The organism is Mycobacterium dioxanotrophicus (assembly GCF_002157835.1).
Taxonomy (GTDB): domain Bacteria; phylum Actinomycetota; class Actinomycetes; order Mycobacteriales; family Mycobacteriaceae; genus Mycobacterium; species Mycobacterium dioxanotrophicus.
Window position 1 is genome coordinate 2,919,537 of sequence record NZ_CP020809.1, and the last position, 24,344, is coordinate 2,943,880.

The following is a 24,344-nucleotide window of genomic DNA, read 5'->3' on the forward strand; positions in this document are numbered from 1 at the left end:
ACTGTGGAAGAACCGGCAGGGCGTTACCCCGGCCGATGACTATGCAGGAGGCAGCGATGGCTCAAGAGCAGACCAAGCGTGGTGGCGGCGGCGGTGACGACGACGACGTCCCCGGCGCATCGGCCGCAGGCCAGGAGCGTCGCGAGAAGCTGACCGAGGAAACCGACGACCTGCTGGACGAGATCGACGACGTGCTTGAAGAGAACGCCGAAGACTTCGTGCGCGCGTACGTCCAAAAGGGCGGCCAGTGACCTGGCACGACAATCTGTCCTCATCTCTCTCCGGAACACCAGCGATAACTTCAGATTTGTCGTCTTTCTCGGACCTGCTCCGTCGTCAGGCCCCTGATCTGCTGCCGGTCCACCGGGTGACCGCCGGTGCGGCGCCGTATGGCGCTGCAGCTGAATTTGTGCCGCACGGCAATTCGGCCGAATTCGCGCCGCACGGAACGACAATCGTGGCGATCAAGTACCCCGGCGGTGTCGTCATCGCCGGTGACCGGCGGGCCACGCAGGGCAACATGATCGCCAGCCGCGACGTGGAGAAGGTGCACATCGCCGACGATTACACCGCCACCGGCATCGCGGGTACCGCCGCCATCGCGGTCGAGTTCGCGCGGCTCTACGCCGTCGAACTCGAGCACTACGAAAAGGTCGAAGGCGTGCCGCTGACCTTCCGTGGCAAGGTGAACCGCCTGGCCACCATGGTGCGCGGCAATCTCGGCGCGGCTCTTCAGGGTTTCGTGGCGCTGCCGCTGCTGGTGGGCTACGACCTCAACGAGGCCGATCCGGCCAACGCGGGCCGCATCGTGTCGTTCGACGCCGCAGGCGGCTGGAACATCGAGGAAGAGGGCTACCAGTCGGTGGGCTCGGGTTCGTTGTTCGCCCGGTCGTCGATCAAGAAGCTGTATCCGACGGTCACCGACGCCGAGTCGGCGCTCAAGGTCGCCATCGAGGCGCTCTACGACGCCGCCGACGACGATTCGGCCACGGGCGGGCCGGATCTGGTGCGCGGCATCTACCCGACCGCGGTGACCATCGGGGCCGAGGGCGCCGAGGAGATCACCGAGGCGCGTATCGCCGAGCTGGCCCGTGAGGTCATCGAAAGTCGCACCGCAACGAAAGGTGACGGCTGATGAGCTTCCCGTACTTCATCTCGCCCGAGCAGGCGATGCGTGAGCGGTCCGAGTTGGCCCGCAAGGGCATTGCCCGTGGCCGCAGTGTGGTGGTGCTGGCCTACGACAGCGGTGTGTTGTTCGTGGCGGAGAATCCGTCGCGTTCGTTGCAGAAGGTCAGTGAGCTCTACGACCGGGTGGGTTTCGCAGCGGTGGGCAGGTTCAGCGAGTTCGACAAGTTGCGGGTCGGCGGCATTCAGTACGCCGACACCCGTGGCTACGCGTACGACCGTCGGGATGTCACCGGTCGCCAGCTGGCCAACGTGTACGCGCAGACGCTGGGCACCATCTTCACCGAACAGCCCAAGCCCTTCGAGGTAGAGCTGTGTGTGGCCGAGGTTGCGCACTACGGCGAGACGAAAGCCCCTGAGCTCTACCGGATCACCTATGACGGATCCATCGCCGATGAACCGCACTACGTGGTGATGGGCGGCACGACCGAGCCCATCGTGGCCAAGCTCGGTGAGTCGTACACCGAGAACGCGGATCTGGGTGCTGCCGTCAAGATCGCCGTCGAGGCGCTCAGCGCCGGCGCCGAAGGTTCCGAGCCACGCAAACTCGGCCCGTCCACCCTCGAGGTGGCGGTCCTCGATGCCAAGCGGCCTCGCCGTTGTTTCCGACGGATCACCGGATCCGCTCTGGAAACGCTGCTGCCCGAACCGGATCCGGATAAGGCGCCGGCCGAGTAGCCGTCGTGGACGACGGGGGAGCTCCGCCGGTCGCGCCGCGCGGCTACCGGCCGAGCCGGGCGCAGTGGTCGCTGGCGGGGCTCATCCTCGCGTTCGTCGTCGGGGTTGTGCTGTTCAAGGTCATCAAGGGCTTCGGCCTGGGGCAGAGCGCTGCGTTCTACATCGGGATCCCCACCGTGCTCGCGTTGATCCTCACGCTCACCGCGAACCCGGACCGGCTGATCTCCATGACGCTCAAGGCGATCACCATCCTGCTGCTGCTCGCGATTCCGGTGGCGGGCGAGGGTTTCGTGTGCGTGATCATCGCCGCGCCGTTGTTCTACGCGGTCGGGATCATCGTGGCGTTGATCGTCGGTGCGGTGCGCAAGTCCGGCCGTCCGCCCGGCGCTCGCGTCGTGGTGCTGCCTGCCGTCGCGCTGGTGCTCTCGCTCGAAGGTGTGGTGCCCGCCCTCACCCTGCCCGGCGACAGCACTGTCACGGCCACGCGCACGGTCGCAGCCACCCCGGAGCAGGTCGCGGCTGCGCTGGCCCGTCCGCTGCGGTTCGGCGACGTGAAGCCGTCCGGTGTTCTCGCGCTCGGCTTTCCGCAGCCACTGATGGACCACGGCAGCGGTTTGACGGTGGGGGACCGCAGAGTGGTGATGTTCGCCGGGGCGCACCACCGGCCGGGGTTCATCGCGCAGCACCATTGGGGTGAGGCGCAGTCCGCGCTGGAATTCCAGATTGCCGCCAGCACACCGGATTCGGTGCAGCTGCTGCCGGTCTCGGACAACACCCCGCTGGCAACCTGGTTGACCTGGCGTTCCTCGGACGTGAGCTGGCGTGCCGTCGATGCCGACCACACCGAGATCACCTGGTCGCTGAGCTACACGCGGCGACTGGCGCCTGCCTGGTATTTCGGGCCCATCGAGCATCTGGTGACCCAACGCGCCGCGGGCTATCTGCTCGACGCCGTCGATCTCCGGCCGTGACCACCGGGCTGGACGTCGCGACGCTGCGCAACGGCGCCGTGCTGGTTCCGGCGGTGCTCGCAGGGGCACTGTGGGTCGCCGCGCCGGGAGAACGGGTCGGTGCGGCGCTCGCGGCATTGTGGAACGCGGTGGGGCTGGCGGCGCTCAACGCCGTCGCGGTCGCGGCGGGCTGGTGGAGCTTCGGGACCGACGGGCTGATGTGGTCGGGCGTGCCTCTCGACGTGGTGCTCGGCTGGGCGCTGCTGTGGGCGGTGCCGGTGCAGTTGATGCGGTGGGTGAATCCCCTTGTGACTGTTGCCGTTCTGGTCGCCGCGGACATCGTGGCGATGGGCAGCTTGGCGCCGTTGGTGTGGTTGCGGTCTGGCTGGTGGGCCGGTGAACTGCTCGGCGTGTTGCTCTGCCTGCTGCCCGCGGTGCTGCTGGGCTGGTTGACGGCCACCGGGCGCATGCTGTGGCTGCGGGCCGGTCTGCAGGTGGTGCTGTTCGGCGCGCTGCTGCTGTTCGTCATACCCGCGGTGACGTTCGCTCTCACCGGCATGTCCTGGTCGCAGGCGTGGCACCGGCTCGGTGGCCCCGCGGATTGGGTGCTGCTGCAGATCGCGGCGGTGGTGGCAGTGATCGCATTGCGTGCGGTGGCCGAGTTCGCCCGCCACGGCGGCACGCCCTTCCCCTGGGACCCACCGCAGACCCTGGTGACCTCAGGGCCCTACGCCTACCTCGCCAACCCGATGCAGGTCTGCTCGGTGCTGCTCCTGGTGACCATGGCGGCCGTGGTCGGCGCACCGGTGTTGGTGCTGGCTGCAGGCGTCGGCGTGGTGTTCAGCGCAGGCATTGCCGGGTGGCACGAACGTGATCAGCTGGCCGCGCGCTTCGGTGCGCCGTGGCGGGAGTACCGAGGCGCGGTGCGCGACTGGGTGCCGCGCGTGCGGCCCTATCCGCACCGCTCGCCGGCGCGGTTGTATGTGGCGGTGACGTGTGATCCGTGCAGCCAGGTCGCGGGCTGGCTGCAGCGTCGGGACCCCGTCGCACTGGCGCTCGAACTCGCCGAAGACCACCCGGAAGAACTGCGTCGAGTCCGCTACGAGTCCGATTCGGTTGTGCTGCAGGGCACCCGAGCCGTCGGCGCGGCGCTCGAGCACATCGGCATCGGGTGGGCGGTGGTGGGCTGGGTGATGCGAGCACCGGGACTCGGGTGGTTAGTCCAGCTGCTCGCCGACGCGGTCGGTGCGGGGCCGCGCTCGGTCAGCCGATGACGCTGCGAATCAGTCCGGCGAACTCCTCGGGGCACTCCAGTGGAGTGAAATGCCCTGCGCCGTCGGCGGTGTGCAACCGGACGTCGACGAAGTAGTCGTCCAGGCGGTCGGCCCACGCGGTCGGGAACAGCGGATCGTGCCGGGGCCACAGTACGTCCGTGCGGGCGTTGATCTTGACGGCTCGATCGGGCGGCAGCTCGGTCAGCGACTGCGCGACGGTGCCTGCTCCGGCGCGGTACCAGGCCAGTGAGGCGGTGAACGCCCCGGGCAGCGCATAGTCGGAGACGAGCCGGTCCAGGTCGTCCTCGGTGACGGTGAACGTCGGCGCCGACCAGTGATTCCAGAAGTGCCGCAGATACTCCCGCACGATTTCGGGGTTCCCGTCGATCAGCCGGTCGGCGATCGGTAGTTGGTGAAAGGCCTGATACCAGAACTCGTGCTGGGCGTGCGGACTGAGCACGCGGTCCCCGGCGCCCGGCAGCGGCGGCGACAGCACGAGAGCCTTCGCCAGATGGGGGTGCATGCGGGCGACGCTCTGCGCCACCCTGCTGCCGACGTCGTAGCCGGCCAGAATGACCTCGTGCACGCCCAATTCATGGATGAGCCCGACGATGCTGGCGGCCTGGGCCGTCGCGCTGTAGAAATGCTGCACGGCGACCGCGTGCTTGTCGGAGCCGCCGAATCCGCGCAGGTCGGGCACGATCACGTCGGCCACGTCGGTCAGCAGCGGAACCACCTTCCGGTAGTCCCGCCGGGTGCCCGGCCAGCCGTGCAACAGCACAACAGGCGGCCCGCCGGTGACGCCGAGCCGATCGAAGGCCAATCGGAATCCGTCCACCGGAGCGCTGCGCGAGGACATCGGTCAATTCTCATCCGCCGCCAGGGCCTTGTGGGCCAGGTTGGGAAAGGTCGGCGGGATCAGGGTGTGGCGGATTCGCGACGCCAGCCGACGTAGGTCAACCACAGGCCGATCGCCGTGAGCAGGAGGAAGAAGATCCGCGCCGCGAGTAGCAGGCCGGGACTGCCCAGCGTGGCGTCGGCGCCGGTCCGGATCGCCGTCGGGAAGGCCATCATCGCCACACCACGCAGCGCCACGAACCATCCGAACAGCGAGATGAGCACGGCCGTCACGCTGTACCAGTACTGGTGGAACGCGATCACGATCAAGCCCATCATCAACATCGCCGCACCCAGGATCCACGGGAGCGTGCCGCTGGTGAACAGGTCGGACAGCAGGTCGCCGAGCTGCGAGAGCCGGATCGCGATGATGACCGTCGCCACGGCGACGAAGGGGCCGAGAACCCGGGCGAACAGGCGCGTGCGGTGCCGGGCTTCGACGGTTGGTGTGGGCATCTGACCTCCTGCAGTTTATAAACCGACTGACGGTCTATTAATAAGCTAGGCTCGAGGCACGACGACGTCAACGGAGGCTCATGGCACGCCAGGTGAAACCCGAGGAACACGCCGCCCGGCGTGGCGAGATCCTCGACGCCGCGCTGCACCTCATGCACGACAAGGGCTACGCGGCCATGACCATCGAGGATCTGTTGAGCACCCTGCAGATCTCCAAAGGCGCGCTGTACCACTACTTCCGGTCAAAGCAAGCGCTGCTGGAAGGCATCGTCGAGCAGATGGGCGACAGCGCCACCGCCGGTCTGCGCCGCATCCTCGACGCTCCCGACACCTCGGCGCTGGACAAGCTGCACGCGTATTTCGCGGCGTCGTACGCGTGGAAGTCGGAGAACGCGACCGCGGTCGCCACCCTGATCCGGCTGTGGCATGACGAGAACAACGCGCTGTTGCGGCAGAAGATGACCCAGGGCTCGATGCGCACGACCGCGCCCTTCCTGGAGGCGATCATCAGGCAGGGCTGCACAGAAGGTGTCTTCCACACCGATTTCCCGCACGAGGCGGCCGGCATCATCACCGCGATGGGCCTGCATCTGGCCGACGCGTTCATCGATGCCATCGAGGCGGACGGTGCGGTCGGCATCGACATCTCCGGGCCGCACGCGCGCAAGGCCGTCGCGGCCTACCAGCAAGCGTTCGAACGCATCCTCGGACTCCCCGACGGCTCGCTCGCCGGTGAGCTCTGAATCGGCTCACAGGTCATCCCGACGTAGTACGCCTGCCGACGCGGCCGCTCGATGCCCACCGATAGTGAGTGCGACCCCGTAAGCTCGATAGTGTGCAGCGACGAATCATGGGCATCGAGACAGAATTCGGTGTGACCTGCACGTTCCATGGCCATCGCCGGCTCAGTCCCGACGAGGTTGCCCGCTATCTGTTCCGGCGGGTCGTGTCGTGGGGCCGCAGCTCAAACGTCTTCCTCCGCAACGGCGCCCGTTTGTACTTGGATGTGGGCAGCCACCCCGAATACGCGACAGCCGAATGCGACAACCTCGTTCAGCTGGTCACCCACGACCGCGCCGGTGAGCGCGTACTGGAGGACCTCCTGATCGACGCCGAGCAGCGGCTCGCCGACGAGGGCATCGGCGGTGACATCTATCTGTTCAAGAACAACACCGACTCGGCGGGCAACTCATACGGCTGCCACGAGAACTACCTGATCGTGCGGGCCGGTGAATTCTCGCGGATCTCCGATGTGCTGTTGCCATTCCTGGTCACCCGGCAGCTGATCTGCGGTGCGGGCAAGGTGTTGCAGACCCCGAAGGCTGCGACGTTCTGCCTCTCGCAGCGAGCCGAGCACATCTGGGAGGGCGTCTCGAGCGCCACCACGCGGTCGCGGCCGATCATCAACACCCGCGACGAACCGCACGCCGACGCGGAGAAGTACCGGCGGCTACACGTCATCGTCGGCGACTCCAACATGTGCGAATCCACCACGATGCTGAAGGTGGGTACCGCCTCGCTGGTGCTGGAGATGATCGAGGCGGGTGTGCCGTTCCGCGACTTCTCGCTCGACAATCCCATTCGGGCCATCCGGGAAGTCAGCCACGACCTGACCGGCCGGCGTCCCGTGCGGCTGGCGGGCGGCAGGCAGGCCAGCGCGCTGGACATCCAGCGCGAGTACTACAGCCGTGCAGTCGAGTACCTGCAGACGCGCGAAACCAACACCCAGATCGAACAGGTGGTGGATCTGTGGGGCCGCCAACTCGACGCGGTCGAGAGCCAGGACTTCGCCAAGGTCGACACCGAGATCGACTGGGTGATCAAGCGCAAGCTGTTCCAGCGCTACCAGGATCGCTACAACCTGGAGCTGTCAGATCCGAAGATCAGCCAGCTCGACCTGGCCTACCACGACATCAAGCGTGGCCGTGGCGTGTTCGACCTGCTGCAGCGCAAGGGGCTGGCCGCCCGGATCGCGACCGACGAGGAGATCGACGCCGCGGTCAACACGCCGCCGCAGACCACGCGGGCCAAGCTGCGCGGTGAGTTCATCAGTGCCGCGCAGGAAGCCGGGCGCGACTTCACCGTCGACTGGGTGCACCTCAAGCTCAACGATCAGGCGCAGCGCACCGTGCTGTGCAAGGACCCGTTCCGGTCGGTCGACGAGCGGGTCAAGCGGCTCATCGCCAGTATGTGAGCGACGCGGGGCGTCGGTGCCGACGCCCCGCTCGACCGCTGCCAGGATCCACGCCCGCCGCCCCCTAAACTCCTTGCTGTGGCGACATCCAAAGTGGAGCGGTTGATGAACCTCGTCATCGCGCTGCTGTCCACGCGAACGTTCCTGCCCGCGGAGAAGATTCGCGCGAGCGTGGCCGGATACGCCGACAGCCCCAGCGACGAGGCGTTCTCCCGGATGTTCGAGCGCGACAAGAACGAGTTGCGTGATCTCGGCATCCCGCTGGAAACGGGCCGGGTGTCGAAATTCGATCCCACCGAGGGCTACCGGATCAACCGCGACGCGTATGCGCTGCCGCCCGTGCAGTTGACCGGTGACGAGGCCACTGCCGTCGCAGTGGCGACCCAGCTGTGGCAGTCGCCGGAACTGGTCACCGCAACGCAGGGTGCCCTGCTCAAACTGCGCGCGGCCGGGGTGGAAGTCGAGGCCGACGCCGCAGGTGCCGCGATCACCTCGACCGCGGTGCTGCCCGGCCTGCGCGGATCAGAGGAAGTTCTGCGAATCCTGTTGTCCGCCATCGATTCAGGTCATGCTGTGCAATTCGAACACCGGCCGTCGCGCACCGCCGGCTACACCACCCGCACGGTCGAGCCGTGGGGCGTGGTCACCCACCGCGGCCGCTGGTATCTCGTCGGGCACGACCGGGACCGCGACGACACCCGCACGTTTCGGCTGTCCCGCATCGGATCCGGCGTCACGCTCATCGGGGAAGCCGGTGCGGTGCGCAAGCCCGACGGCGTCAACGTGCGCGAGATCGTCCGACGCGTCGTCGCGGACGTCCCGACCGGGGAGCGGGCCCGGGTGTGGGTGGCCGGTGGCCGCGCGACGGCGCTGCGCCGGCAGGCCCTCACGACGACACCGCGCACCCTGGGCGGGCGTGCGGGGGAGGAGATCACCGTCGAACTCGGCATGTACGACCGGCTGGCACGCGAGATCGCGAGCTACGGCGCCGACGCAGTGGCCTTGGAACCACACGCGTTGCGCGATGACGTGTTGGACCGGTTGCGGGCACAGGCGGTGGTCCAGTGAGTCAGGTTTCGGCCCGGCTGGTCCGGTTGCTCAACATGGTCCCGTACTTCCAGGCCAATCCGAAGGTCACCCGTGCGGAGGCCGCCGACGCCCTTGGCGTCAGCCGCAAACAGCTCGACGCCGACCTCGAACAGCTGTGGATGTGCGGGCTGCCCGGCTACAGCCCCGGCGACCTCATCGATTTCGACTTCACCGACGACACCATCGAGGTGACCTTCTCGGCCGGTGTGGACCAGCCGCTGCGGCTGACCTCGACCGAGGCCACGGTGATCCTGGTGGCGCTGCGGGCGCTGGTCGACGTCCCGGGCATGGTCGATCCGGAGGCCGCGCGCAGCGCGATCGCCAAGATCGAGTCGGCTGCGGGTGCCCAGCTGGCGGCCGTCGACGACCCGGCGCCAACCGAGAGCGAGGCTGCCGCGACGGTGCGCGCAGCCGTGCGCGACGGGCGTGCGGTGACGCTGGAGTACTACTCGGCATCGCGGGATTCGTTGACCACCCGCATCGTCGACCCGATCCGGGTGGCGCTCGTCGGGGACAACAGCTACCTGGAGGCGTGGTGCCGCAGCGCCGAGGCGGTGCGACTGTTCCGGCTGGATCGCATCGTCGAGGCGCAGCTGCTCGAGGAGGCCTCGGCCCCGCCACCGCCTGCCGTGCAGGCCGGTCCTGATACGTCGCTGTTCGACGCCGATCCCGCGCTTCCGGCAGCCACCCTGCTCATCGCCCCCTCGGCGGCGTGGATGTTCGACTACTACCCGTTGCGGGTGCTGACCGAGCTTCCCGATGGTGCGGTCGAGGCGGCCATGACGTATGCCTCCGAAGACTGGATGGCCCGGTTTGTGCTGGGCTTCGGTTCTGCGGTGCGCGTGCTCGCGCCCCCATCGTTGGCGCAGCAGGTCCGGGCCGCGGCGACGGCGGCACTGCACGCCTACAGTGCGGTCCAGGTTGACGGGTAGACTCGGCGAAGACGTCTGGAGGTAACCAAATTGGGCGGACTACAACCCTGGCACTGGATCATCGTCATCGCGGTGTTCGTGCTGCTGTTCGGTGCGAAGAAGCTTCCCGACGCGGCGCGGTCGCTGGGCAAGTCGATGCGGATCTTCAAGTCGGAGATCAAGGAAATGCAGTCCGAGTCCAGGTCGGAGGAGACTCCGACGGCGAAGCCGATTGCATCCGAACGCGCCGACGTGGCAGCTCCCAGGCCCGACGTCGCGGCTCCGGCACCCGAACAGTCCCCGGACCGGCACACGGCCTGACGCGGCCCGACCCTGACCGCGGTTTCCGGCCGCGTCGGTAGGTTGCGTCTTCAACCCCTCACTTCACATACGTGCAGACCTCCGGCATCTTCAGAAAACTCGATCCCCGTCGCCGCCGTTCACGGGTCAATCCCGACGGCACCATGTCGCTGGTCGATCACCTCACCGAGCTTCGATCGCGGCTGCTGATCGCCGTGGCAGCGGTCGTCGTCGCGATGATCTTCGGGTTCTTCTGGTACACCCACGGCATTTTCGGGCTACACAGCCTCGGTGAATGGCTGCGCGGACCGTACTGCGCCCTGCCCGCATCGTCGCGCGCGGCCATCGCGCCCGACGGGGAGTGCCGGCTGCTGGCCACCGCGCCCTTCGACCAGTTCATGTTGCGGCTGAAGGTCGCACTCGCGGCCGGTGTGGTGATGGCCTGCCCGGTGTGGCTGTATCAGATGTGGGCGTTCATCACGCCGGGGCTGTACAAGAAGGAACGCCGATTCGCGATGGCCTTCGTCGGCTTCGGCGCGCTGCTGTTCGTGACCGGTGCGGTGCTGGCCTACGTGGTGCTGGCCAAGGCGTTGGGCTTCCTGCTGACCGTCGGCAGCGACGTTCAGGTCACCGCGCTGTCCGGCGAGCAGTACTTCGGCTTCCTGATCAACCTGCTGCTGGTGTTCGGCATCAGCTTCGAGTTCCCGCTGCTGATCATCATGCTCAACCTGGTCGGCGTGCTCAGTTACGCGAAGCTCAGGGCCTGGCGGCGCGGGTTGATCTTTGGCCTGTTCGTCTTCGCGGCCTTCGCCACACCCGGCTCCGACCCGTTCACGATGCTGGCATTGTCGTGTGCGCTCTCGCTGCTGTTGGAGTTCGCGATCCAGTTCGCCCGGGTGCACGACCGGCGCAAGGCACGCTTGGCAGAGGCCGAGCTGGACGACGACGAGGCCGCACCGATCGGCACGGCCGAACCGATCGAGGCGCCTGCCCCGGTGTCGACGCCGACAGCTGCGGCCCCGGAGACGCCATCGGCATCGCGACCCACCAGGTTCAGCATCGATGACGACGCCACCTGAGCCGGGCGGCGAGACTCCCGGCGAGCTGGCCGTATTCACCGCACAGCTGCCGTTCGCCCTCGACGACTTCCAGGTACGCGCCTGCCGTGCGCTCGAACGCGGGCACGGCGTCCTGGTCTGCGCGCCGACCGGCGCCGGCAAGACGGTGGTCGGTGAATTCGCCGTGCACCTGGCACTGGCGGCCGGCGGCAAGTGCTTCTACACCACCCCGATCAAGGCCTTGAGCAACCAGAAGCACAGCGACCTGGTGGCCCGGTACGGCGCGGAGAAGATCGGGCTGCTCACCGGCGACCAGTCAATCAACGGCGACGCCGACGTGGTGGTGATGACCACTGAAGTGCTGCGCAACATGCTGTACGCGAATTCGTCTGCGCTGCACGGACTTTCCTATGTGGTGATGGACGAGGTGCACTTCCTGGCCGACCGGATGCGCGGCGCGGTGTGGGAGGAGGTGATCCTGCACCTGCCGGAGGAGGTGCGGTTGGTCAGTCTCTCGGCCACGGTGAGCAATGCCGAGGAGTTCGGCGGCTGGATCCAGACGGTCCGCGGCGACACCACCGTCGTCGTCGACGAGCACCGGCCGGTGCCGCTGTCGCAACACATGATGGTGGGCAAGCGGCTGTTCGACCTGTTCGACGGCTCCGACCGCACGCTGGTGGACCCGGATCTGGTGCGGCACATCGCCCACCGTCGTGAGGCCGACCGGCTCGCGGACTGGCAGCCCCGCGGCCGCGGACGCGGCCGCCCGCCGCAGCTGTACCGGCCGCCGAGCCGGCCCGACGTGATCGACGTTCTCGACTCCGCAGGCCTGCTGCCCGCGATCACCTTCGTGTTTTCCCGCGCCGGGTGCGATGCGGCGGTCAAGCAGTGTCTGCGCTCGCGGCTGCGGCTCACCACCGACGAGGAACGCGCCCGCATCGCGGAGGTGATCGACCGGCGCTGCGCCGACCTGGCCGAGTCCGATCTGATCGTGCTGGACTACCACGAATGGCGCGAAGGCCTGTTGCGCGGCTTGGCCGCCCACCACGCAGGCATGTTGCCGACGTTCCGCCACACCGTCGAAGAGCTGTTCACCGCAGGTCTGGTGAAGGCCGTGTTCGCCACCGAGACACTGGCTTTGGGGATCAACATGCCGGCCCGCACGGTGGTGCTGGAGCGGCTGGTGAAATACAACGGCGAGCAGCATCTGCCGTTGACGCCGGGGGAGTACACCCAGCTGACCGGGCGGGCCGGGCGGCGCGGCATCGACGTCGAGGGCCACGCCGTGGTGCTGTGGCGGCCCGACGACAGCACCGCCGACCCCGCCGAGGTCGCAGGCCTGGCGTCCACCCGGACCTTCCCGTTGCGCAGTTCCTTTGCGCCCTCGTACAACATGACCATCAACCTGGTCCAGCACATGGGGCCTGAACAGGCGCACAAGCTGCTGGAGCGGTCCTTCGCGCAGTACCAGGCCGACCGCTCGGTGGTGGGCCTGGTGCGCGGCGTCGCGCGCGGCGAGCGGATGCTCAAAGAGCTGGCCGCCGAACTGGACGGACACGAGTCCGAGGTACTCGATTACGCGAGGCTCCGCGCGAAAATCGGTGAGCGCGAACGTGCCCAGTCGCGTGCTTCGCGGCTGCAGCGCCGGCAGGCAGCCAACGACGCGCTCGCAGGCCTGCGCCGCGGGGACATCATCACCATCACCCACGGCCGCCGCGGTGGGCTGGCGGTGGTGCTCGAACCCGACCGCGACAGCGACGACCCCCGTCCGCTGGTGCTCACCGAACATCATTGGGCGGGCCGGATTTCGTCGTCGGATTACTCGGGCGCCTCGGGGCCGCTGGGCACGATGTCGCTGCCCAAACGCGTCGAGCACCGCCAGCCGCGGGTGCGCCGCGACCTCGCGTCGGCGCTGCGGTCGGCGGCAGCCGGCCTGGCGCTGCCGGCGGGCAAGCCGAAACGCTCCGGCAGCGCGCTGGACCGCGACGTGGATCCGGAGCTGGCCGGGCTCCGCGAGCAGCTGCGCAGGCATCCGGCGAATCAGCTTCCGAACCGCGAAGCCATGATGCGCATCGCTGAGCGGTATCTGCGCATCGAACGTGACAACGCCCAGATCCAGCAGAAGGTGGCTGCCGCGACGAACTCCCTGGCGCGGACCTTCGACCGGATCGTCGCGCTGCTCAGCGAGCGCGGATTCATCGAGAACGACTCCGGCGAACCCAAGGTGACCGACTCCGGCCGGCTGCTGGCGCGCATCTACAGCGAGAGCGACCTGCTGGTGGCCGAGTGCCTGCGGGGCGGCCTCTGGGAGGGTCTGCAGCCCGCGGAGCTCGCGGGTGTGCTCTCCGCGGTGCTCTTCGAGTCGCGCGGCGATACGCCCGCGGTACCGGCAGGGTTCGACATCCCGACGCCCGGTCTGCGGCGTGCGTTGGCCCAAACCCGGCGCCTCTCCGGCGATCTGCGCGCCGACGAGCGCAGACACCGCATCGCGCCGAGCCGCGAGACCGACGAGGGTTTCGTCACCGCCGTCTACCGCTGGGCCACCACCGGCGACCTGGCGTCCGCGCTGGCCGCATCCGACATCACCGGTTCCGGTTCACCGCTGTCGGCGGGCGATTTCGTACGGTGGTGTCGGCAGGTGCTCGATCTGCTCGACCAGGTGCGAAATGCCGCACCCACACCGGCGCTGCGCAATACCGCGAAACGCGCCATCAACGACGTTCGGCGCGGCGTCGTGGCTGTTGATGCGGGGTAGGGTGTCGGCAGCAGGCAGCGAACAGGATCAAGGAGAGTCATGAGCGGACCGCAGGGATCTGATCCGGCACAGCAGTGGCCCGGTCAGCAGCCCGAGCCCGGTAATGATCAGCCGTCAGGCTCGGACGCGTGGCAGCAGCCTGCCAGCCCCGACGAGCCGACCACGCATGCTCCGACCTGGCAGCCGCCGTCGCAGTCGCAACAGCCCGAGCAGCCGCAGCAACAGCAGCCCGACTACTCGGCCTATCAGCAGTCCCACTCGGGTTATGCCCAGCCGCAGTACCCGTCGACCGATCAGTACAGCCAGCAGCCCTACGCGCAGCCGGGTCAGTTCGGGCAGCCGGGTCAGCCCGCCCAGATGGGGCAGCCCAGCTTCGGTCAACCCGGCCAGTACGGTCAGCCGCAGTTCGGCCAGCCGGGGCAGTACGGTCAGCCGCAGTTCGGTCAGCCCGGCCAGCCGGGGCAATACGGCCAGTACACCCCGCCCGGTGCTGAAGAAGGTTCCAAGCGTTCGCTCGGCGTGATCCTCGGTGTCGTCGGGGCACTCGTCGTGCTCCTGCTCGCTGTCGTCGGAGTGCTGGGCTTCTGGAAGCCGGGCTGGTTCGTCACCACCGAACTCGATGTCAACAAGGCTCAGGAGGGCGTGACCAAGATCCTCACCGATGAGGAGAACGGTTACGGCAACAAGAGCGTCTCCGACGTCAACTGCAACGACGGCAAGAACCCCAAGGTCAAGAAGGGCGACACCTTTACCTGCGAGGTCAGCGTCGACGGCACCAAGCGCAAGGTCACGGTGACCTTCCAGAACAACGACGGCACCTACGAGGTCGGCCGGCCCAAGTAGGCCGGCCGCGCATCAGCCGGGCAGACGGTCCAGCGCCGTCTGCAACCGGCTGATCGACGACGTCACGCCGTACGCCGCGGCCAGGTCGGCGACCCGGGCCGGATCCTTGGCGGCCAGCGGCAACGCATCCGACGACGTGGAGAACGTCACCGGCGCATCGGTGGCCACGCGCACCACCGGCTCGGCCGCCGCGATGTAGTCGGCGGCGGCGAGCAGTTTGGCCCGGTGCGACTTGGACATCGACACCGAAGTGTCCTGCGCGGCCCCCTGGATCGCCGCCAGTGAGCCGTGCTGGGCCAGCAACGTCGCCGCGGTCTTCTCGCCGATCCCGGCCACGCCAGGCAGCCCGTCGGACGGATCGCCCCGCAGCAACGCCAATTCGGCATAGGCCGCGCCGGCCCGATCGGCCGGCACACCATACTGCTCGGCCACCTCGACGGGCCCGAACTTCGTGGCTTTGGCCAACCCGCGCCCGATGTAGAGCACCCGCACCGGCGGGGCCGGCTCGTCACGCACCAACTGCAGCAGGTCGCGGTCCCCGCTGACCACCACGACGGGGTCGGTCTGCTCGCGCGTCGCCAGGGTGCCCAGTACGTCGTCGGCCTCATACCCCGGCGCCCCGGCGGTCGCAATGCCGAACCCGTCCAGCAACTCCATGATCATGGTGACCTGGGGGGTCAGCTCGTCGGGCACTTCCTCGATGTCCGGGATCCCGTCCGGCTCGGGTTCTGCCACCCGGTGCGCCTTGTACGACGGCACCAGCTCCACCCGCCATTGCGGCCGCCAGTCGTCGTCACGACACACCACCAGCCGGCTCGGCCGTTCGTTGGTCACCAGCGTCGCGACGGAGTCCAGGAAGCCGCGCACCGCATTCACCGGTCGGCCGTCCGGCGCGGTGATCGACGACGGGACACCGAAGAACGAGCGGAACCACATACTGGCGCCGTCGAGGAGCAGGACGGGGGCGGTCATGAAATCCTCCGGAACATTCCAGCGACAGTAGCCTGGTCGAGGTCGCCAGCTATCAGGCGTCCCACTAGCCTCGAGCACCATGACCCTCAGCCGATTCAGCACCGACGTCTACGCCCACCGGCTTTCCGCGGCGGCCGCCGCCGCGGGTGAGGCGGGCCTGGCCGGGCTGGTCATCACCCCCGGCTACGACCTGCGTTATCTGGTCGGCTCGCGGGCGCAGACCTTCGAACGGCTTACCGCGCTGGTGTTGCCTGCGCAGGGCGAGCCGACCGTGGTGGTGCCGCGCCTGGAGCTGGCCGCGCTCAAGGAGTCGGCTGTTCCCGAACTCGGTGTGACGGTGCGGGATTGGGTCGACGGCGAGGATCCGTACCGGATGGTGGTGGACGCGCTCGGCGGACAGGCCGTTGCGGTCACCGATGCCATGCCTGCGCTGCACCTGCTGCCGTTGACCGAGCTGCTCGGGGTGGTGCCGGTACTGGCCACCGATGTGCTGCGCCGGTTACGAATGATCAAGGACGGCGCGGAGATCGACGCGCTGCGCAAGGCCGGGGCGGCCATCGACCGTGTGCACGCCCGGGTGCCCGAATTCCTGGTGCCCGGCCGCACCGAGGCTGACGTGGCCGCCGATATCGCGGAAGCCATTGTGGCCGAAGGGCATTCGGAGGTGGCGTTCATCATCGTCGGTTCCGGGCCCAACGGCGCCGACCCACATCACGAATGCTCCGACCGCGAACTGCAGGCGGGTGACATCGTCGTCGTCGACATCGGCGGGCCGTACCAGCCGGGCTACAACTCCGACTGCACCCGCACCTACAGCATCGGCGAGCCGGATCCGGAGGTGGCGCGCCGCTACGCGGTGCTGCAGCGCGCTCAGCAGGCAGCCGTCGACGCGGTGCGGCCCGGCGTCACCGCCGAACAGATCGACGCGGCCGCGCGCGACGTGCTGGCCGCCGAGGGCCTGGCCGAGGCCTTCGTACACCGCACCGGCCACGGTATCGGGCTGTCGGTCCACGAAGAGCCGTACATCGTGGCAGGCAACGACCTCCCGCTGGAGGCGGGTATGGCGTTCAGCGTCGAACCTGGCGTGTACTTCCCGGGGCAGTGGGGGGCGCGAATCGAGGACATCGTGATCGTCACCGCAGACGGCGCGGAATCGGTGAACAACCAGCCGCACGAGCTGATCGTGGTGCCTGCGCGCTGAGCGCCGCCGGGCTACTCGCCGCCGCGGTCGAGCAGATCGGAAGAGCCGAGCACCCGCTCGACGCGGACCTCGATCACGACACGTCGGGGATTGACCCGCGGGGTGCGGTAACGCTGCGCGTACCGCAGCTCGGCGTCGCGCACCGCATCGGTCTCGGTGCTGACGGTCGACTTGCCCTCCAGGGACAACCAGCGGGCGCCGTCGACCTGACTGAGCACCGCGATGCCGCGCTCATGGGCATTGATCGCCTTCTGCGACCCGCCGGTGGTGATGACGCGCGCGATGTGGGTCTTGGGATCGAAGGTGAAACCGACGGCGACGACGTGCGGTGAATTGTCCGAGCGCAGCGTCGTGAGCATGGCGAGATGGCGCTCGGTGAGAAACGCCAGCGCGTCATTGGTGAGCTTGGTGGTTGCCTTGCCCCGTGACGTAGCCATCGGCGTCCACGCTAGCGCAGGTGATAATCGCTGCCGTGAACGACACGACAGACACGGCAGATCCCGTCGCTGCGGTGGTGGTGGTCTTTGGGGGTCGTAGCGAGATCGGGGTCGAGCTGGCCACCCGGTTGGCTGCGGGCGCGACCGTGGTGCTCGCGGCCCGCGGAGCCGACCGGCTCGCCGACGAGGTTGCGGCGGTGCGGGCCGCCGGTGCCGCGGCCGTGCACACCTGCGAGTTCGACGCCGACGACCTCGCCGGGCATGCGCGCGTGATCGACACGATCGAAACGGCGCACGGGCCGATCGACACCGCGGTCCTGGCCTTCGGCGTGCTCGGTGACCAGGCCCGCGCCGAGACCGATACCGCGCACGCGGTCGCCGTGGTGCACACCGACTACGTCGCGCAGGTGAGCCTGCTCACCGAGCTCGCACAGCGCATGCGGGCCGCGGGCCGGGGCCGCCTGGTGGTGTTCTCCTCGATCGCCGGGGCCAGGGTCCGCCGCGCCAACTACGTCTACGGGTCGGCCAAGGCCGGTCTGGACGGGTTCGCCTGCGGGTTGGGCGACGCCCTGCACGGCACCGGCGTGCAACTGCTGATCGTGCGGCCGGGCTTTGTGATCGGCCGGATGACCGAGGGCATGGACCCGGCGCCGTTCTCCAGCACCCCGGCCCAGGTGGCCGAGGCGGCCGCGGCAGCGCTGGCCGCAGGCAAGCGGGCGGTGTGGGTGCCGTGGGTGATCCGGCCGATGATCTTCGTGACGCGGTTCGTACCGGCCTCGATCTGGCGCAGGATGCCGAGGTGAGCCGGATCATCGTGGTCGGCATCGGGGCCGACGGCATGGCCGGCCTGGCGCCGTCGGTACGTGCCGAATTGGCAAGGGCCACAGTGGTGCACGGGTCCAAGCGGCAACTCGACCTGCTCGACGGCACCGTTTCGGCGGTCCGGCGGGCGTGGCCGTCGCCGATGACACCCGCGCTGCGCACCCTGCTCGACGGAGCCGACGGTGACGTGCACGTGGTCGCCAGCGGCGATCCGCTGTTGCACGGAGTCGGCAGCGTGCTCATCCGGATGTACGGCGCCGACGCGGTCACCGTGCTGCCGCACGTGTCGTCGGTGACGCTGGCGTGTTCGCGGGTCGGTTGGGCGGTGCAGGACACCGAGATCATCAGCCTGGTGACCGCCGAACCGCACACTGCGGTGCGCCGTGGTGGCCAGGCCGTGGTGCTGTCCCGGGACAGCACCAGCCCGGCCGCCCTGGCCAAGCTGCTGACCGACACCGGGCGGGGTGACTCGGAGCTGACGGTGCTGGAGCAGCTCGGCGGGCCGCGGGAACTGCGCCGCGCGGCGACGGCGCGAGAGTGGGCGTCGCGGCCGCCCGCCGATGTCGATGCGCTCAACGTCATGGCCGTGCGGTACCTGCCCGACGAGCGTCGCGCGCACGCCTTGCCTGATGACGATTTCGACCACGACGGGCAACTGACCAAGCAATCGATCAGGGCCGTCACCCTGGCGGCGCTCGGGCCCCGGCCGGGGGAGCTGCTGTGGGATGTCGGCTCCGGATCGGGCAGCATCGCCATCGAGTGGTGCCGCAGCGCGCCCGGCTGCCGGGCGACGGCATACGAGCGTGATCCGCAGCGCCGCAACCGCATCGGTGCCAACGTCGTGGCGTTCGGGGCGCGCGTGCAGGTACGCGGGGCGGCACCGGAGGCGTTCGACGGATCGGAGCCGTCGGCGGTGTTCGTGGGCGGCGGCGTCACCCAGCCGGGCCTGGTGCAGGCTTGCTTCGACCGATTGCCCGCCGGCGGGCGGCTGGTGGTCAATGCTGTCACAGTGGAGTCAGAAGCTGTTGTGGCGCAGTGGTATTCGAGGGAAGGCGGCGAGTTGCGGCGCTATCAGCATTACCGGGGCGGCGCCATCGGCGGGTTCACCGGGTGGCGCCCGGCGCTGCCGGTCACCCAATGGTCGGTGGTCAAGCCGTGACGGTCTATTTCATCGGGGCCGGTCCCGGCGCGGCAGATCTGATCACCGTGCGCGGGCAGCGGCTGTTGAGCAGCTGCCCGGTGTGCCTCTATGCCGGGTCGATCATGCCCGACGATCTGCTGGCCCTGTGCCCGCCGGACGCCCGCATCGTCGACACCGGGCCGCTGAATCTCGACCAGATCATCGATGAGCTGGTGGCCGCCGACCGCGCCGGTCACGACGTGGCCCGGCTGCACTCCGGCGACCCGTCGATCTACAGCGCGCTGGCCGAGCAGTGCCGCAGGCTCGACGCGCTCGGCGTCCGCTACGAAATCGTGCCGGGCGTACCGGCGTTCGCGGCCGTCGCCGCTGTGCTGGGCCGGGAACTCACGGTTCCGGGGGTGGCGCAGACGGTCACGCTGAGCCGCGTCGCGACGCTGTCGACGGCGATGCCCGACGGCGAGGATCTGCGCACGCTCGCCGCGCCGGGGGCGACGCTCGTGTTGCACCTGGCCGCAGCGCAGATCGACCACATCGTGCCGCAGCTCATCGATGGCGGGTACCGACCGGAAACGCCGTGTGCGGTCGTGGCATTCGCGAGCTGGCCGCAGCAGACCGTGCTGCGCGGCACGCTGGCCGACATCGCGGAGAAGATGCACGCCGCCGAGGTCACCCGCACCGCGGTGATCGTGGTCGGCGATGTGCTTGCCGCCGAAGGCTTCTCCGACAGCTACCTCTACTCGTCGGACCGCCGCAGGGGGAGCAGGCACTAGTGAGGCTTCTGCTGCTCGGCGGTACCGGCGAGGCCCGGGCGCTGGCCGCGGCGCTGCACCCCGAGGTCGAGCTCATCAGCTCACTGGCCGGACGGGTGCCCGAGCCTGCGCTTCCGGTCGGCCCGGTCCGCATCGGGGGCTTCGGCGGCATCGACGGCATGCGGAACTGGTTGCGCGACGAGCGGATCGACGCCGTGGTCGACGCGACCCATCCGTTCGCGGCGACCATCACCGCGCACGCCGCGCAGGCGTGCGCCGAGCTCGGTGTGCCGCACCTGGTGCTGGCTCGCCCGGCCTGGCAGCCCGGCGACGCGACCGTGGTGGCTTCGGACATCGAGGCCGCGCAAACCGTGGCGGACAACGGTTATGCACGCGTCTTCCTCACCACCGGCCGATCGGGAACCGCAGCCTTCCGCGGCGTGGACGCCTGGTTCCTGATCCGGGCCGTCACCGAACCCGAACCCGCGACCCTGCCGCGGCATCATCGAGTGTTGTTGTCGCGCGGCCCGTATCACTACGAAGGGGAACGGGCCCTGCTCACCGAGCACCGCATCGACGCGCTGGTCACCAAGAACAGCGGCGGCGCGATGACCGAACCGAAGCTGCGGGCCGCGGCGGACGCGGGGGTGGCGGTGATCATGGTCGACCGACCGCCCCTGCCGGCCGGGGTGCACGCCGTGGCCACCGTCGACGAGGCCTCGGACTGGGTCAGGGCACGCGTCAGAGTGCGCTGATCAGCTCCAGCGTGCCGAGCTCGCGGATGGCCTGGCAGCCGCGTTCGGCCATCGCCACCATCATGTCGTCACCGCGTTCGGTGGAGGTGGCGAACGCGCAGCCAAGCACGGTGATCAACGGCGCCTGCAACATGCCCAACCGATAGTCGTACCAACAACTTTCGCGGTCGTATCCGACGACGCCGTGGGCCTGCAAGGTCTGGTGGTACACCTCGACGAGTTCGGTTTCCACCGCGGCCCGGACATCCGGGCGCAGGCTCGTGGCGGTGAAGTACGACAGATCCCGCGTGGGCAGGCCCGAACCCAGAGTCTGCCAGTCCACCACGGTGATGCGGGTCCGGTCCGGGTCGAACAGCATGTTGTCCAACCGATAGTCGCCGTGCAGCACCGCGAACCGGTCCGGCTCGGCCAGCAACCACGGCGTCACCACCGCCATCGCGGCCCGCATGGTGTCGCGATTCTCGACGCTCATCCGCTCGCCGAGGCGTTCGAGCGTGATGTCGGCGGCCATCGTGGCGACGTCACCGAAACCTTTCGCCGAGTCGGGTTCCGGCTTGGGCATCGCGATGCCGGGGAAGTTGGCCCACTGCGGGTCACACCAGGTCGGACCGTGCAAGGCGGCCAGGGCGCGGACCGCCAGCGTGGCCTCGGCCGGTGTACATCCCGCGATCTGGTCACCCTGCACCGCGGGAGCCATATCGGCCAGCAGTAGCACGAAATCGGCGCCGTCGCCGGCGATTGCGCAGTGGTGACAGTGCGGTACCGGGATCTGCACGTGGCCGGCGACATTGGTGTAGAACGCGTGCTCGGAGCGGTAGCCGATGGCGACGCGGTCGCGCACGGTGTCGTCTTGTGAGGGCAGCTTGACGGCAAAAGTGTCTGGAAGACCGGGGTTTTCGTCGGCGTAGGTCACCGACACCCGGTAGGTGGCGCCGGTCTGGCCCGTGCCGATCGGTACCGTCTCGGCTGTGCGGACGTCGGTGCCGAGCACCGCCGAGAGCCATCCGGGCGTGACGTCGGTCGGCTTGCCCGGGATGGACACCGCAGCGGTCACCGCGTCGCCCCGTAGATGGTGCCCATCCAGATCGCCTCCGCGCCGTCGAGCAACTGCAGGCGCGTCAACGGTCCACCGATGATGCAGCGCTCGATCAACCGGTCGTTGAATTCCAGCAGGAGCCCGGCGAGCACCACCGGATCGGCACCGTCGGGTGCCCGGCCGCTCGCGCGCTCGGCCGCGATCACCGCCGACACGGTCGGGACGAACGATTCCCTGGCCGCATCCCACAGATCGCGCACGGCGCCACTGGTCCCACGAGCTTCCAACATGGCGTGGAACAGGTACCGATGGTTCTCGGCAGTGCGCAGTACGGCGTCGATGGTGTCGCGGATGCGGGTGCGGGGCGGCTTGTCGGTGTTGGCCAGGATGTTGTTGGCAGCCAGCAGCGCATCATGCATGGGCTCGAGCAGGGCGGCGACCGCGGCGCCCTTGTTCTCGAAGTAGAAGTAGAACGCCGACCGCCCCACGCCGGCCTGCCGGGCGACCTTGGCGATGTCCAGCGAATCGAACCCGGTCTCCATCAAGTGCTGGTTGAGCGCTTCCAAGATGGCTGCGCGGCGCTGATCGCTGCGTTGCGGCTGGCGGCGGTCGATCCGGGACCGCACCTGTGCGCCGTGTTGTGCCACTGGCCTCCCTACCGAACGGGTGTCACGCTGAACGGGTGTGACGCCGGACACTAACGCCGATTCTGACAGTCGTCAATCGCTGTCGACGGAAGTCAGAAGTCAGGGCTCAACCCGCTCCGATCAACCGACGCAACTCATCCGACGCGGCCATCCGGGCGGCATCGGCGTCCTGACGAAGCGAGCGGATCTGAGTGTCGAGCGCATTGACCCGGTTCTGCAGTTGCTCGAGCTGCTCGACCTGCCGCCGCCGCAGTTCACCCTCGGGCCCGTCGGAGCCCAGCACCTTGAGTTGTTCGGCGATGCGGCTCTGCGCGGCGTAGTCGTCGGTGCGGCCGGCTTCGAGGCGCTCCCGTTCGGCGTCGAGGCGGTCGGCGTGCTCCCAACGCTGCAGCACACCTGAGAGCTCGTCGATGGTCGCAGCGTCGAGCGACCGCCCCGCCAGCCATTGTTCCAACTGGCGCGGTGATAGCTGCCGGTAGTCGATCTCGGTGTAGACCGGCCAGGTTTCCAGGACCGTGGCGTCCACGGTGTGATGCCCGGGCACCGACACCCGGACCCGGTGCCAGCGTCCGTCGGTGTCGATGTCGACGACACCGTCCAGCGGGGTGACTGTGTGCTCGCGAACGCGGAGCAGCTCGACGATGACGTCGACGGCCTCGTCGTGATCGTTCTCGGCGCGCAGTATGTAGCGCTTCTCGAAGCGCTGTTCCTCGACCACGGCATCGGTACCCAGACGGACCCGTGCGGTCACCCTGTCGGCGGTGCTCTTGCTGCGGCAACGCACTGCCAGATCCTTGGCAAACGCCAACCGCACCTTGGCATCTCGCGCGGTGAACGGCACCATTGCCTCTCCGGCGTAGCTGTCCTGCTCGTAGATCACCGCGGGCCCCTCTTCGAGCACCACCCCGGTGCTGTTGGTGAAGGCCAACATGACATCGGGCGCAGGTGGCGCGCCCTCCCGCCACACCAGTTCACGGCGGACGCCGTCGACGGGCGTCACCGCGAGCGGAACCATGGCCGCGCCGCCGCGCTTGAGCGATACCGGGCTTGTCAGTCGGTATTCGAAATGCTCACCGCTGTCCGAGGTTTCGACGTCGGCTGCGGCCTCGGCGTACGCGTCGAAAGAGCCCGCGGCCATCGGCATCCCGGCGAGCGCAGGGGCGGGCATTGCGCCTCCGGCGCGGGTGGCCTTTGGCACGGCGACACGTTCGGGCTCCTCGACCACCGCCCGCCGCACCTTCCTGCCGTGGTACAGGTCGATGTCGAACGAAATCGGTTGTCCGGTGGTCAATGTCAGGGAGATGTCGGTGAGATCCTCGTCGACCGGATTGTGCACGATGCCCATGGCCGCCAACACCAGCCCGTCACCGTCGCGGACCAACCGGTACGACACCCGCCACATCGGCGCCGGGACGATGTAGGACACCCGCGCCTGCTGTGCGCTGCCCCGGATCTGCACGGCCACTTGGCAATCCTGGCCCGCGGTCGCGGCACGGGACCGGTCGATCAGGTACGCCAGGTCCGCGCGGGACGGATCCTCGACCAGGTCGACCCGGTCGGTCTCGGCGAGGTCGACCAGGCTCACCGCGCCGGCCTCGGTGCGCAACACGAGCAGTCGCCGATTCTCGCCGGACTCGTCGACGCCGACGACCTCGCCGCGGTGGCGTCGATCGCCGCAGCGCACCTCGACCACCCGGCCGCGCAACGCCTCGATGAGTCCGAGAAGTGCGCCACCGGGCTCCAACAGCAGGTTGCGGCCGGCGAGTTCGGTGCGCGGGTCCGACGGCGTGTCGAACGCGATGGTGCCCACCGATGCCTGTCCGCCGGTGATGTCCACCGTCAGGGACTTCAACACGTCCTTCATGTCGTCGCGGCGGAACGTCAGTTCGAGATCACCGTCGACGGGCCCGCTGCGGCTGACGTACGCCACGCCGTGCTTGTACATGACGAGGCGGTCCACCGCGGGGCGTGTGCTCATAGGGCGACCCTAGCGG

At 68.7% G+C, this 24,344-nt stretch carries 25 protein-coding genes; 18 read left to right on the forward strand and 7 right to left on the reverse strand.

Annotation, left to right across the window (positions count from 1 at the left end; genetic code table 11):
* The first annotated feature begins 56 nt into the window (after window positions 1–56).
* From BTO20_RS14105 to BTO20_RS14125, 5 genes are read left to right on the forward strand one after another with little or no spacing between them, the layout of a single operon-like run.
* Entirely contained in the window at window positions 57–251 is a 195-nt protein-coding gene (locus BTO20_RS14105; RefSeq protein WP_083164614.1) for a ubiquitin-like protein Pup, read from the forward strand.
* Window positions 248–1,135: a proteasome subunit beta gene (prcB, locus tag BTO20_RS14110; protein WP_198344379.1), complete on the forward strand. Its 888-nt coding sequence runs from the start codon at window positions 248–250 to the stop codon at window positions 1,133–1,135. The genes BTO20_RS14105 and prcB overlap by 4 nt, the downstream gene beginning before the upstream one ends.
* A complete protein-coding gene (prcA, locus tag BTO20_RS14115) occupies window positions 1,135–1,863 on the forward strand; it encodes a proteasome subunit alpha (protein WP_083164613.1) in 729 nt (242 codons plus the stop codon). Before prcB ends, prcA begins: the two co-directional genes overlap by 1 nt.
* A 5-nt stretch (window positions 1,864–1,868) precedes the next feature.
* Window positions 1,869–2,834 (forward strand): hypothetical protein, encoded by a 966-nt coding sequence (locus BTO20_RS14120; protein WP_232491137.1) that lies wholly within the window; start codon window positions 1,869–1,871, stop codon window positions 2,832–2,834.
* On the forward strand, window positions 2,831–4,087 hold the full coding sequence (locus BTO20_RS14125) for a methyltransferase family protein (RefSeq protein ID WP_087076787.1): 1,257 nt from the start codon (window positions 2,831–2,833) through the stop codon (window positions 4,085–4,087). Before BTO20_RS14120 ends, BTO20_RS14125 begins: the two co-directional genes overlap by 4 nt.
* Here the strand turns inward: BTO20_RS14125 and BTO20_RS14130 are convergent.
* Window positions 4,077–4,946, reverse strand: a complete 870-nt coding sequence (locus tag BTO20_RS14130; RefSeq protein ID WP_087076789.1) for an alpha/beta fold hydrolase — start codon at window positions 4,944–4,946, stop codon at window positions 4,077–4,079. The two genes, BTO20_RS14125 and BTO20_RS14130, sit on opposite strands and share 11 nt — an antisense overlap.
* 59 nt (window positions 4,947–5,005) lie before the next feature.
* Complete coding sequence (locus tag BTO20_RS14135; protein WP_087076791.1) at window positions 5,006–5,440, reverse strand: hypothetical protein; 435 nt, start codon at window positions 5,438–5,440, stop codon at window positions 5,006–5,008.
* Between the two features lie 80 nt (window positions 5,441–5,520).
* Between BTO20_RS14135 and BTO20_RS14140 the strand changes: the two genes are divergently transcribed.
* The 8 genes from BTO20_RS14140 (at window position 5,521) to BTO20_RS14175 (ending at window position 14,590) form a co-directional block, all read left to right on the forward strand.
* Entirely contained in the window at window positions 5,521–6,183 is a 663-nt protein-coding gene (locus BTO20_RS14140; RefSeq protein ID WP_087076793.1) for a TetR/AcrR family transcriptional regulator, read from the forward strand.
* A 92-nt stretch (window positions 6,184–6,275) separates the two neighbouring features.
* Entirely contained in the window at window positions 6,276–7,634 is a 1,359-nt protein-coding gene (pafA, locus tag BTO20_RS14145) for a Pup--protein ligase (protein WP_087076795.1), read from the forward strand.
* Between the two features lie 78 nt (window positions 7,635–7,712).
* On the forward strand, window positions 7,713–8,702 hold the full coding sequence (locus BTO20_RS14150; RefSeq protein WP_087076797.1) for a helix-turn-helix transcriptional regulator: 990 nt from the start codon (window positions 7,713–7,715) through the stop codon (window positions 8,700–8,702).
* On the forward strand, window positions 8,699–9,655 hold the full coding sequence (locus tag BTO20_RS14155) for a helix-turn-helix transcriptional regulator (protein WP_087076799.1): 957 nt from the start codon (window positions 8,699–8,701) through the stop codon (window positions 9,653–9,655). The genes BTO20_RS14150 and BTO20_RS14155 overlap by 4 nt, the downstream gene beginning before the upstream one ends.
* Before the next feature lie 30 nt (window positions 9,656–9,685).
* Window positions 9,686–9,955 carry a Sec-independent protein translocase subunit TatA gene (gene tatA / locus BTO20_RS14160; protein ID WP_087076801.1) on the forward strand — a complete coding sequence of 90 codons (270 nt, stop codon included), beginning with the start codon at window positions 9,686–9,688 and terminating at the stop codon, window positions 9,953–9,955.
* A 71-nt stretch (window positions 9,956–10,026) separates the two neighbouring features.
* Complete coding sequence (gene tatC, locus BTO20_RS14165; RefSeq protein WP_087076803.1) at window positions 10,027–11,013, forward strand: twin-arginine translocase subunit TatC; 987 nt, start codon at window positions 10,027–10,029, stop codon at window positions 11,011–11,013.
* On the forward strand, window positions 10,997–13,747 hold the full coding sequence (locus BTO20_RS14170) for a DEAD/DEAH box helicase (RefSeq protein WP_087076805.1): 2,751 nt from the start codon (window positions 10,997–10,999) through the stop codon (window positions 13,745–13,747). The genes tatC and BTO20_RS14170 overlap by 17 nt, the downstream gene beginning before the upstream one ends.
* 39 nt (window positions 13,748–13,786) lie before the next feature.
* On the forward strand, window positions 13,787–14,590 hold the full coding sequence (locus tag BTO20_RS14175; RefSeq protein WP_087076807.1) for a DUF4333 domain-containing protein: 804 nt from the start codon (window positions 13,787–13,789) through the stop codon (window positions 14,588–14,590).
* 12 nt (window positions 14,591–14,602) lie between these two features.
* Here the strand turns inward: BTO20_RS14175 and BTO20_RS14180 are convergent, their stop codons facing one another.
* Complete coding sequence (locus BTO20_RS14180; RefSeq protein ID WP_087076809.1) at window positions 14,603–15,562, reverse strand: 5'-3' exonuclease; 960 nt, start codon at window positions 15,560–15,562, stop codon at window positions 14,603–14,605.
* 79 nt (window positions 15,563–15,641) lie between these two features.
* Here BTO20_RS14180 and BTO20_RS14185 point away from each other — a divergent pair, with 79 nt between their 5' ends.
* Window positions 15,642–16,763, forward strand: coding sequence for a M24 family metallopeptidase (locus BTO20_RS14185; RefSeq protein WP_087076811.1), 1,122 nt, complete (start codon window positions 15,642–15,644; stop codon window positions 16,761–16,763).
* An 11-nt stretch (window positions 16,764–16,774) separates the two neighbouring features.
* On the opposite strand, the gene BTO20_RS14190 is transcribed toward BTO20_RS14185, so the two are convergent.
* Complete coding sequence (locus BTO20_RS14190) at window positions 16,775–17,200, reverse strand: F420-dependent biliverdin reductase (RefSeq protein ID WP_087076813.1); 426 nt, start codon at window positions 17,198–17,200, stop codon at window positions 16,775–16,777.
* 35 nt (window positions 17,201–17,235) lie between these two features.
* Between BTO20_RS14190 and BTO20_RS14195 the strand changes: the two genes are divergently transcribed.
* The 4 genes from BTO20_RS14195 to BTO20_RS14210 are packed head-to-tail and all read left to right on the forward strand — an operon-like array spanning window position 17,236 to window position 20,667.
* The gene (locus BTO20_RS14195; protein ID WP_087076815.1) at window positions 17,236–18,003 is read left to right on the forward strand and encodes an SDR family NAD(P)-dependent oxidoreductase; all 768 of its coding nucleotides are present in this window, start codon (window positions 17,236–17,238) and stop codon (window positions 18,001–18,003) included.
* Entirely contained in the window at window positions 18,000–19,181 is a 1,182-nt protein-coding gene (cbiE, locus tag BTO20_RS14200; protein WP_087082072.1) for a precorrin-6y C5,15-methyltransferase (decarboxylating) subunit CbiE, read from the forward strand. Before BTO20_RS14195 ends, cbiE begins: the two co-directional genes overlap by 4 nt.
* A complete protein-coding gene (gene cobM, locus BTO20_RS14205; protein ID WP_087082070.1) occupies window positions 19,178–19,933 on the forward strand; it encodes a precorrin-4 C(11)-methyltransferase in 756 nt (251 codons plus the stop codon). The genes cbiE and cobM overlap by 4 nt, the downstream gene beginning before the upstream one ends.
* Window positions 19,933–20,667 carry a cobalt-precorrin-6A reductase gene (locus tag BTO20_RS14210; protein WP_087076817.1) on the forward strand — a complete coding sequence of 245 codons (735 nt, stop codon included), beginning with the start codon at window positions 19,933–19,935 and terminating at the stop codon, window positions 20,665–20,667. Before cobM ends, BTO20_RS14210 begins: the two co-directional genes overlap by 1 nt.
* Here BTO20_RS14210 and BTO20_RS14215 read toward each other — a convergent pair.
* The 3 genes from BTO20_RS14215 to BTO20_RS14225 form a co-directional block, all read right to left on the reverse strand.
* The gene (locus BTO20_RS14215) at window positions 20,654–21,721 is read right to left on the reverse strand and encodes a phosphotransferase family protein (RefSeq protein ID WP_087076819.1); all 1,068 of its coding nucleotides are present in this window, start codon (window positions 21,719–21,721) and stop codon (window positions 20,654–20,656) included. The two genes, BTO20_RS14210 and BTO20_RS14215, sit on opposite strands and share 14 nt — an antisense overlap.
* On the reverse strand, window positions 21,718–22,350 hold the full coding sequence (locus tag BTO20_RS14220; protein WP_087076821.1) for a TetR/AcrR family transcriptional regulator: 633 nt from the start codon (window positions 22,348–22,350) through the stop codon (window positions 21,718–21,720). Before BTO20_RS14220 ends, BTO20_RS14215 begins: the two co-directional genes overlap by 4 nt.
* Before the next feature lie 106 nt (window positions 22,351–22,456).
* Window positions 22,457–24,328 carry a hypothetical protein gene (locus BTO20_RS14225; RefSeq protein ID WP_087076823.1) on the reverse strand — a complete coding sequence of 624 codons (1,872 nt, stop codon included), beginning with the start codon at window positions 24,326–24,328 and terminating at the stop codon, window positions 22,457–22,459.
* Window positions 24,329–24,344 lie beyond the last annotated feature (16 nt).

Excerpts from the sequence above, each read along its gene's own strand:
- BTO20_RS14105 (WP_083164614.1), top strand. The coding sequence starts at position 57 with ATGGCTCAAGAGCAGACCAAGCGTGGTGGCGGCGGCGGTGACGACGAC.
- prcA (WP_083164613.1), top strand. The coding sequence starts at position 1,135 with ATGAGCTTCCCGTACTTCATCTCGCCCGAGCAGGCGATGCGTGAGCGG.
- BTO20_RS14130 (WP_087076789.1), bottom strand. The coding sequence starts at position 4,946 with ATGTCCTCGCGCAGCGCTCCGGTGGACGGATTCCGATTGGCCTTCGAT.
- BTO20_RS14135 (WP_087076791.1), bottom strand. The coding sequence starts at position 5,440 with ATGCCCACACCAACCGTCGAAGCCCGGCACCGCACGCGCCTGTTCGCC.
- BTO20_RS14140 (WP_087076793.1), top strand. The coding sequence starts at position 5,521 with ATGGCACGCCAGGTGAAACCCGAGGAACACGCCGCCCGGCGTGGCGAG.
- BTO20_RS14170 (WP_087076805.1), top strand. The coding sequence starts at position 10,997 with ATGACGACGCCACCTGAGCCGGGCGGCGAGACTCCCGGCGAGCTGGCC.
- BTO20_RS14175 (WP_087076807.1), top strand. The coding sequence starts at position 13,787 with ATGAGCGGACCGCAGGGATCTGATCCGGCACAGCAGTGGCCCGGTCAG.
- BTO20_RS14180 (WP_087076809.1), bottom strand. The coding sequence starts at position 15,562 with ATGACCGCCCCCGTCCTGCTCCTCGACGGCGCCAGTATGTGGTTCCGC.
- BTO20_RS14185 (WP_087076811.1), top strand. The coding sequence starts at position 15,642 with ATGACCCTCAGCCGATTCAGCACCGACGTCTACGCCCACCGGCTTTCC.
- BTO20_RS14190 (WP_087076813.1), bottom strand. The coding sequence starts at position 17,200 with ATGGCTACGTCACGGGGCAAGGCAACCACCAAGCTCACCAATGACGCG.
- BTO20_RS14225 (WP_087076823.1), bottom strand. The coding sequence starts at position 24,328 with ATGAGCACACGCCCCGCGGTGGACCGCCTCGTCATGTACAAGCACGGC.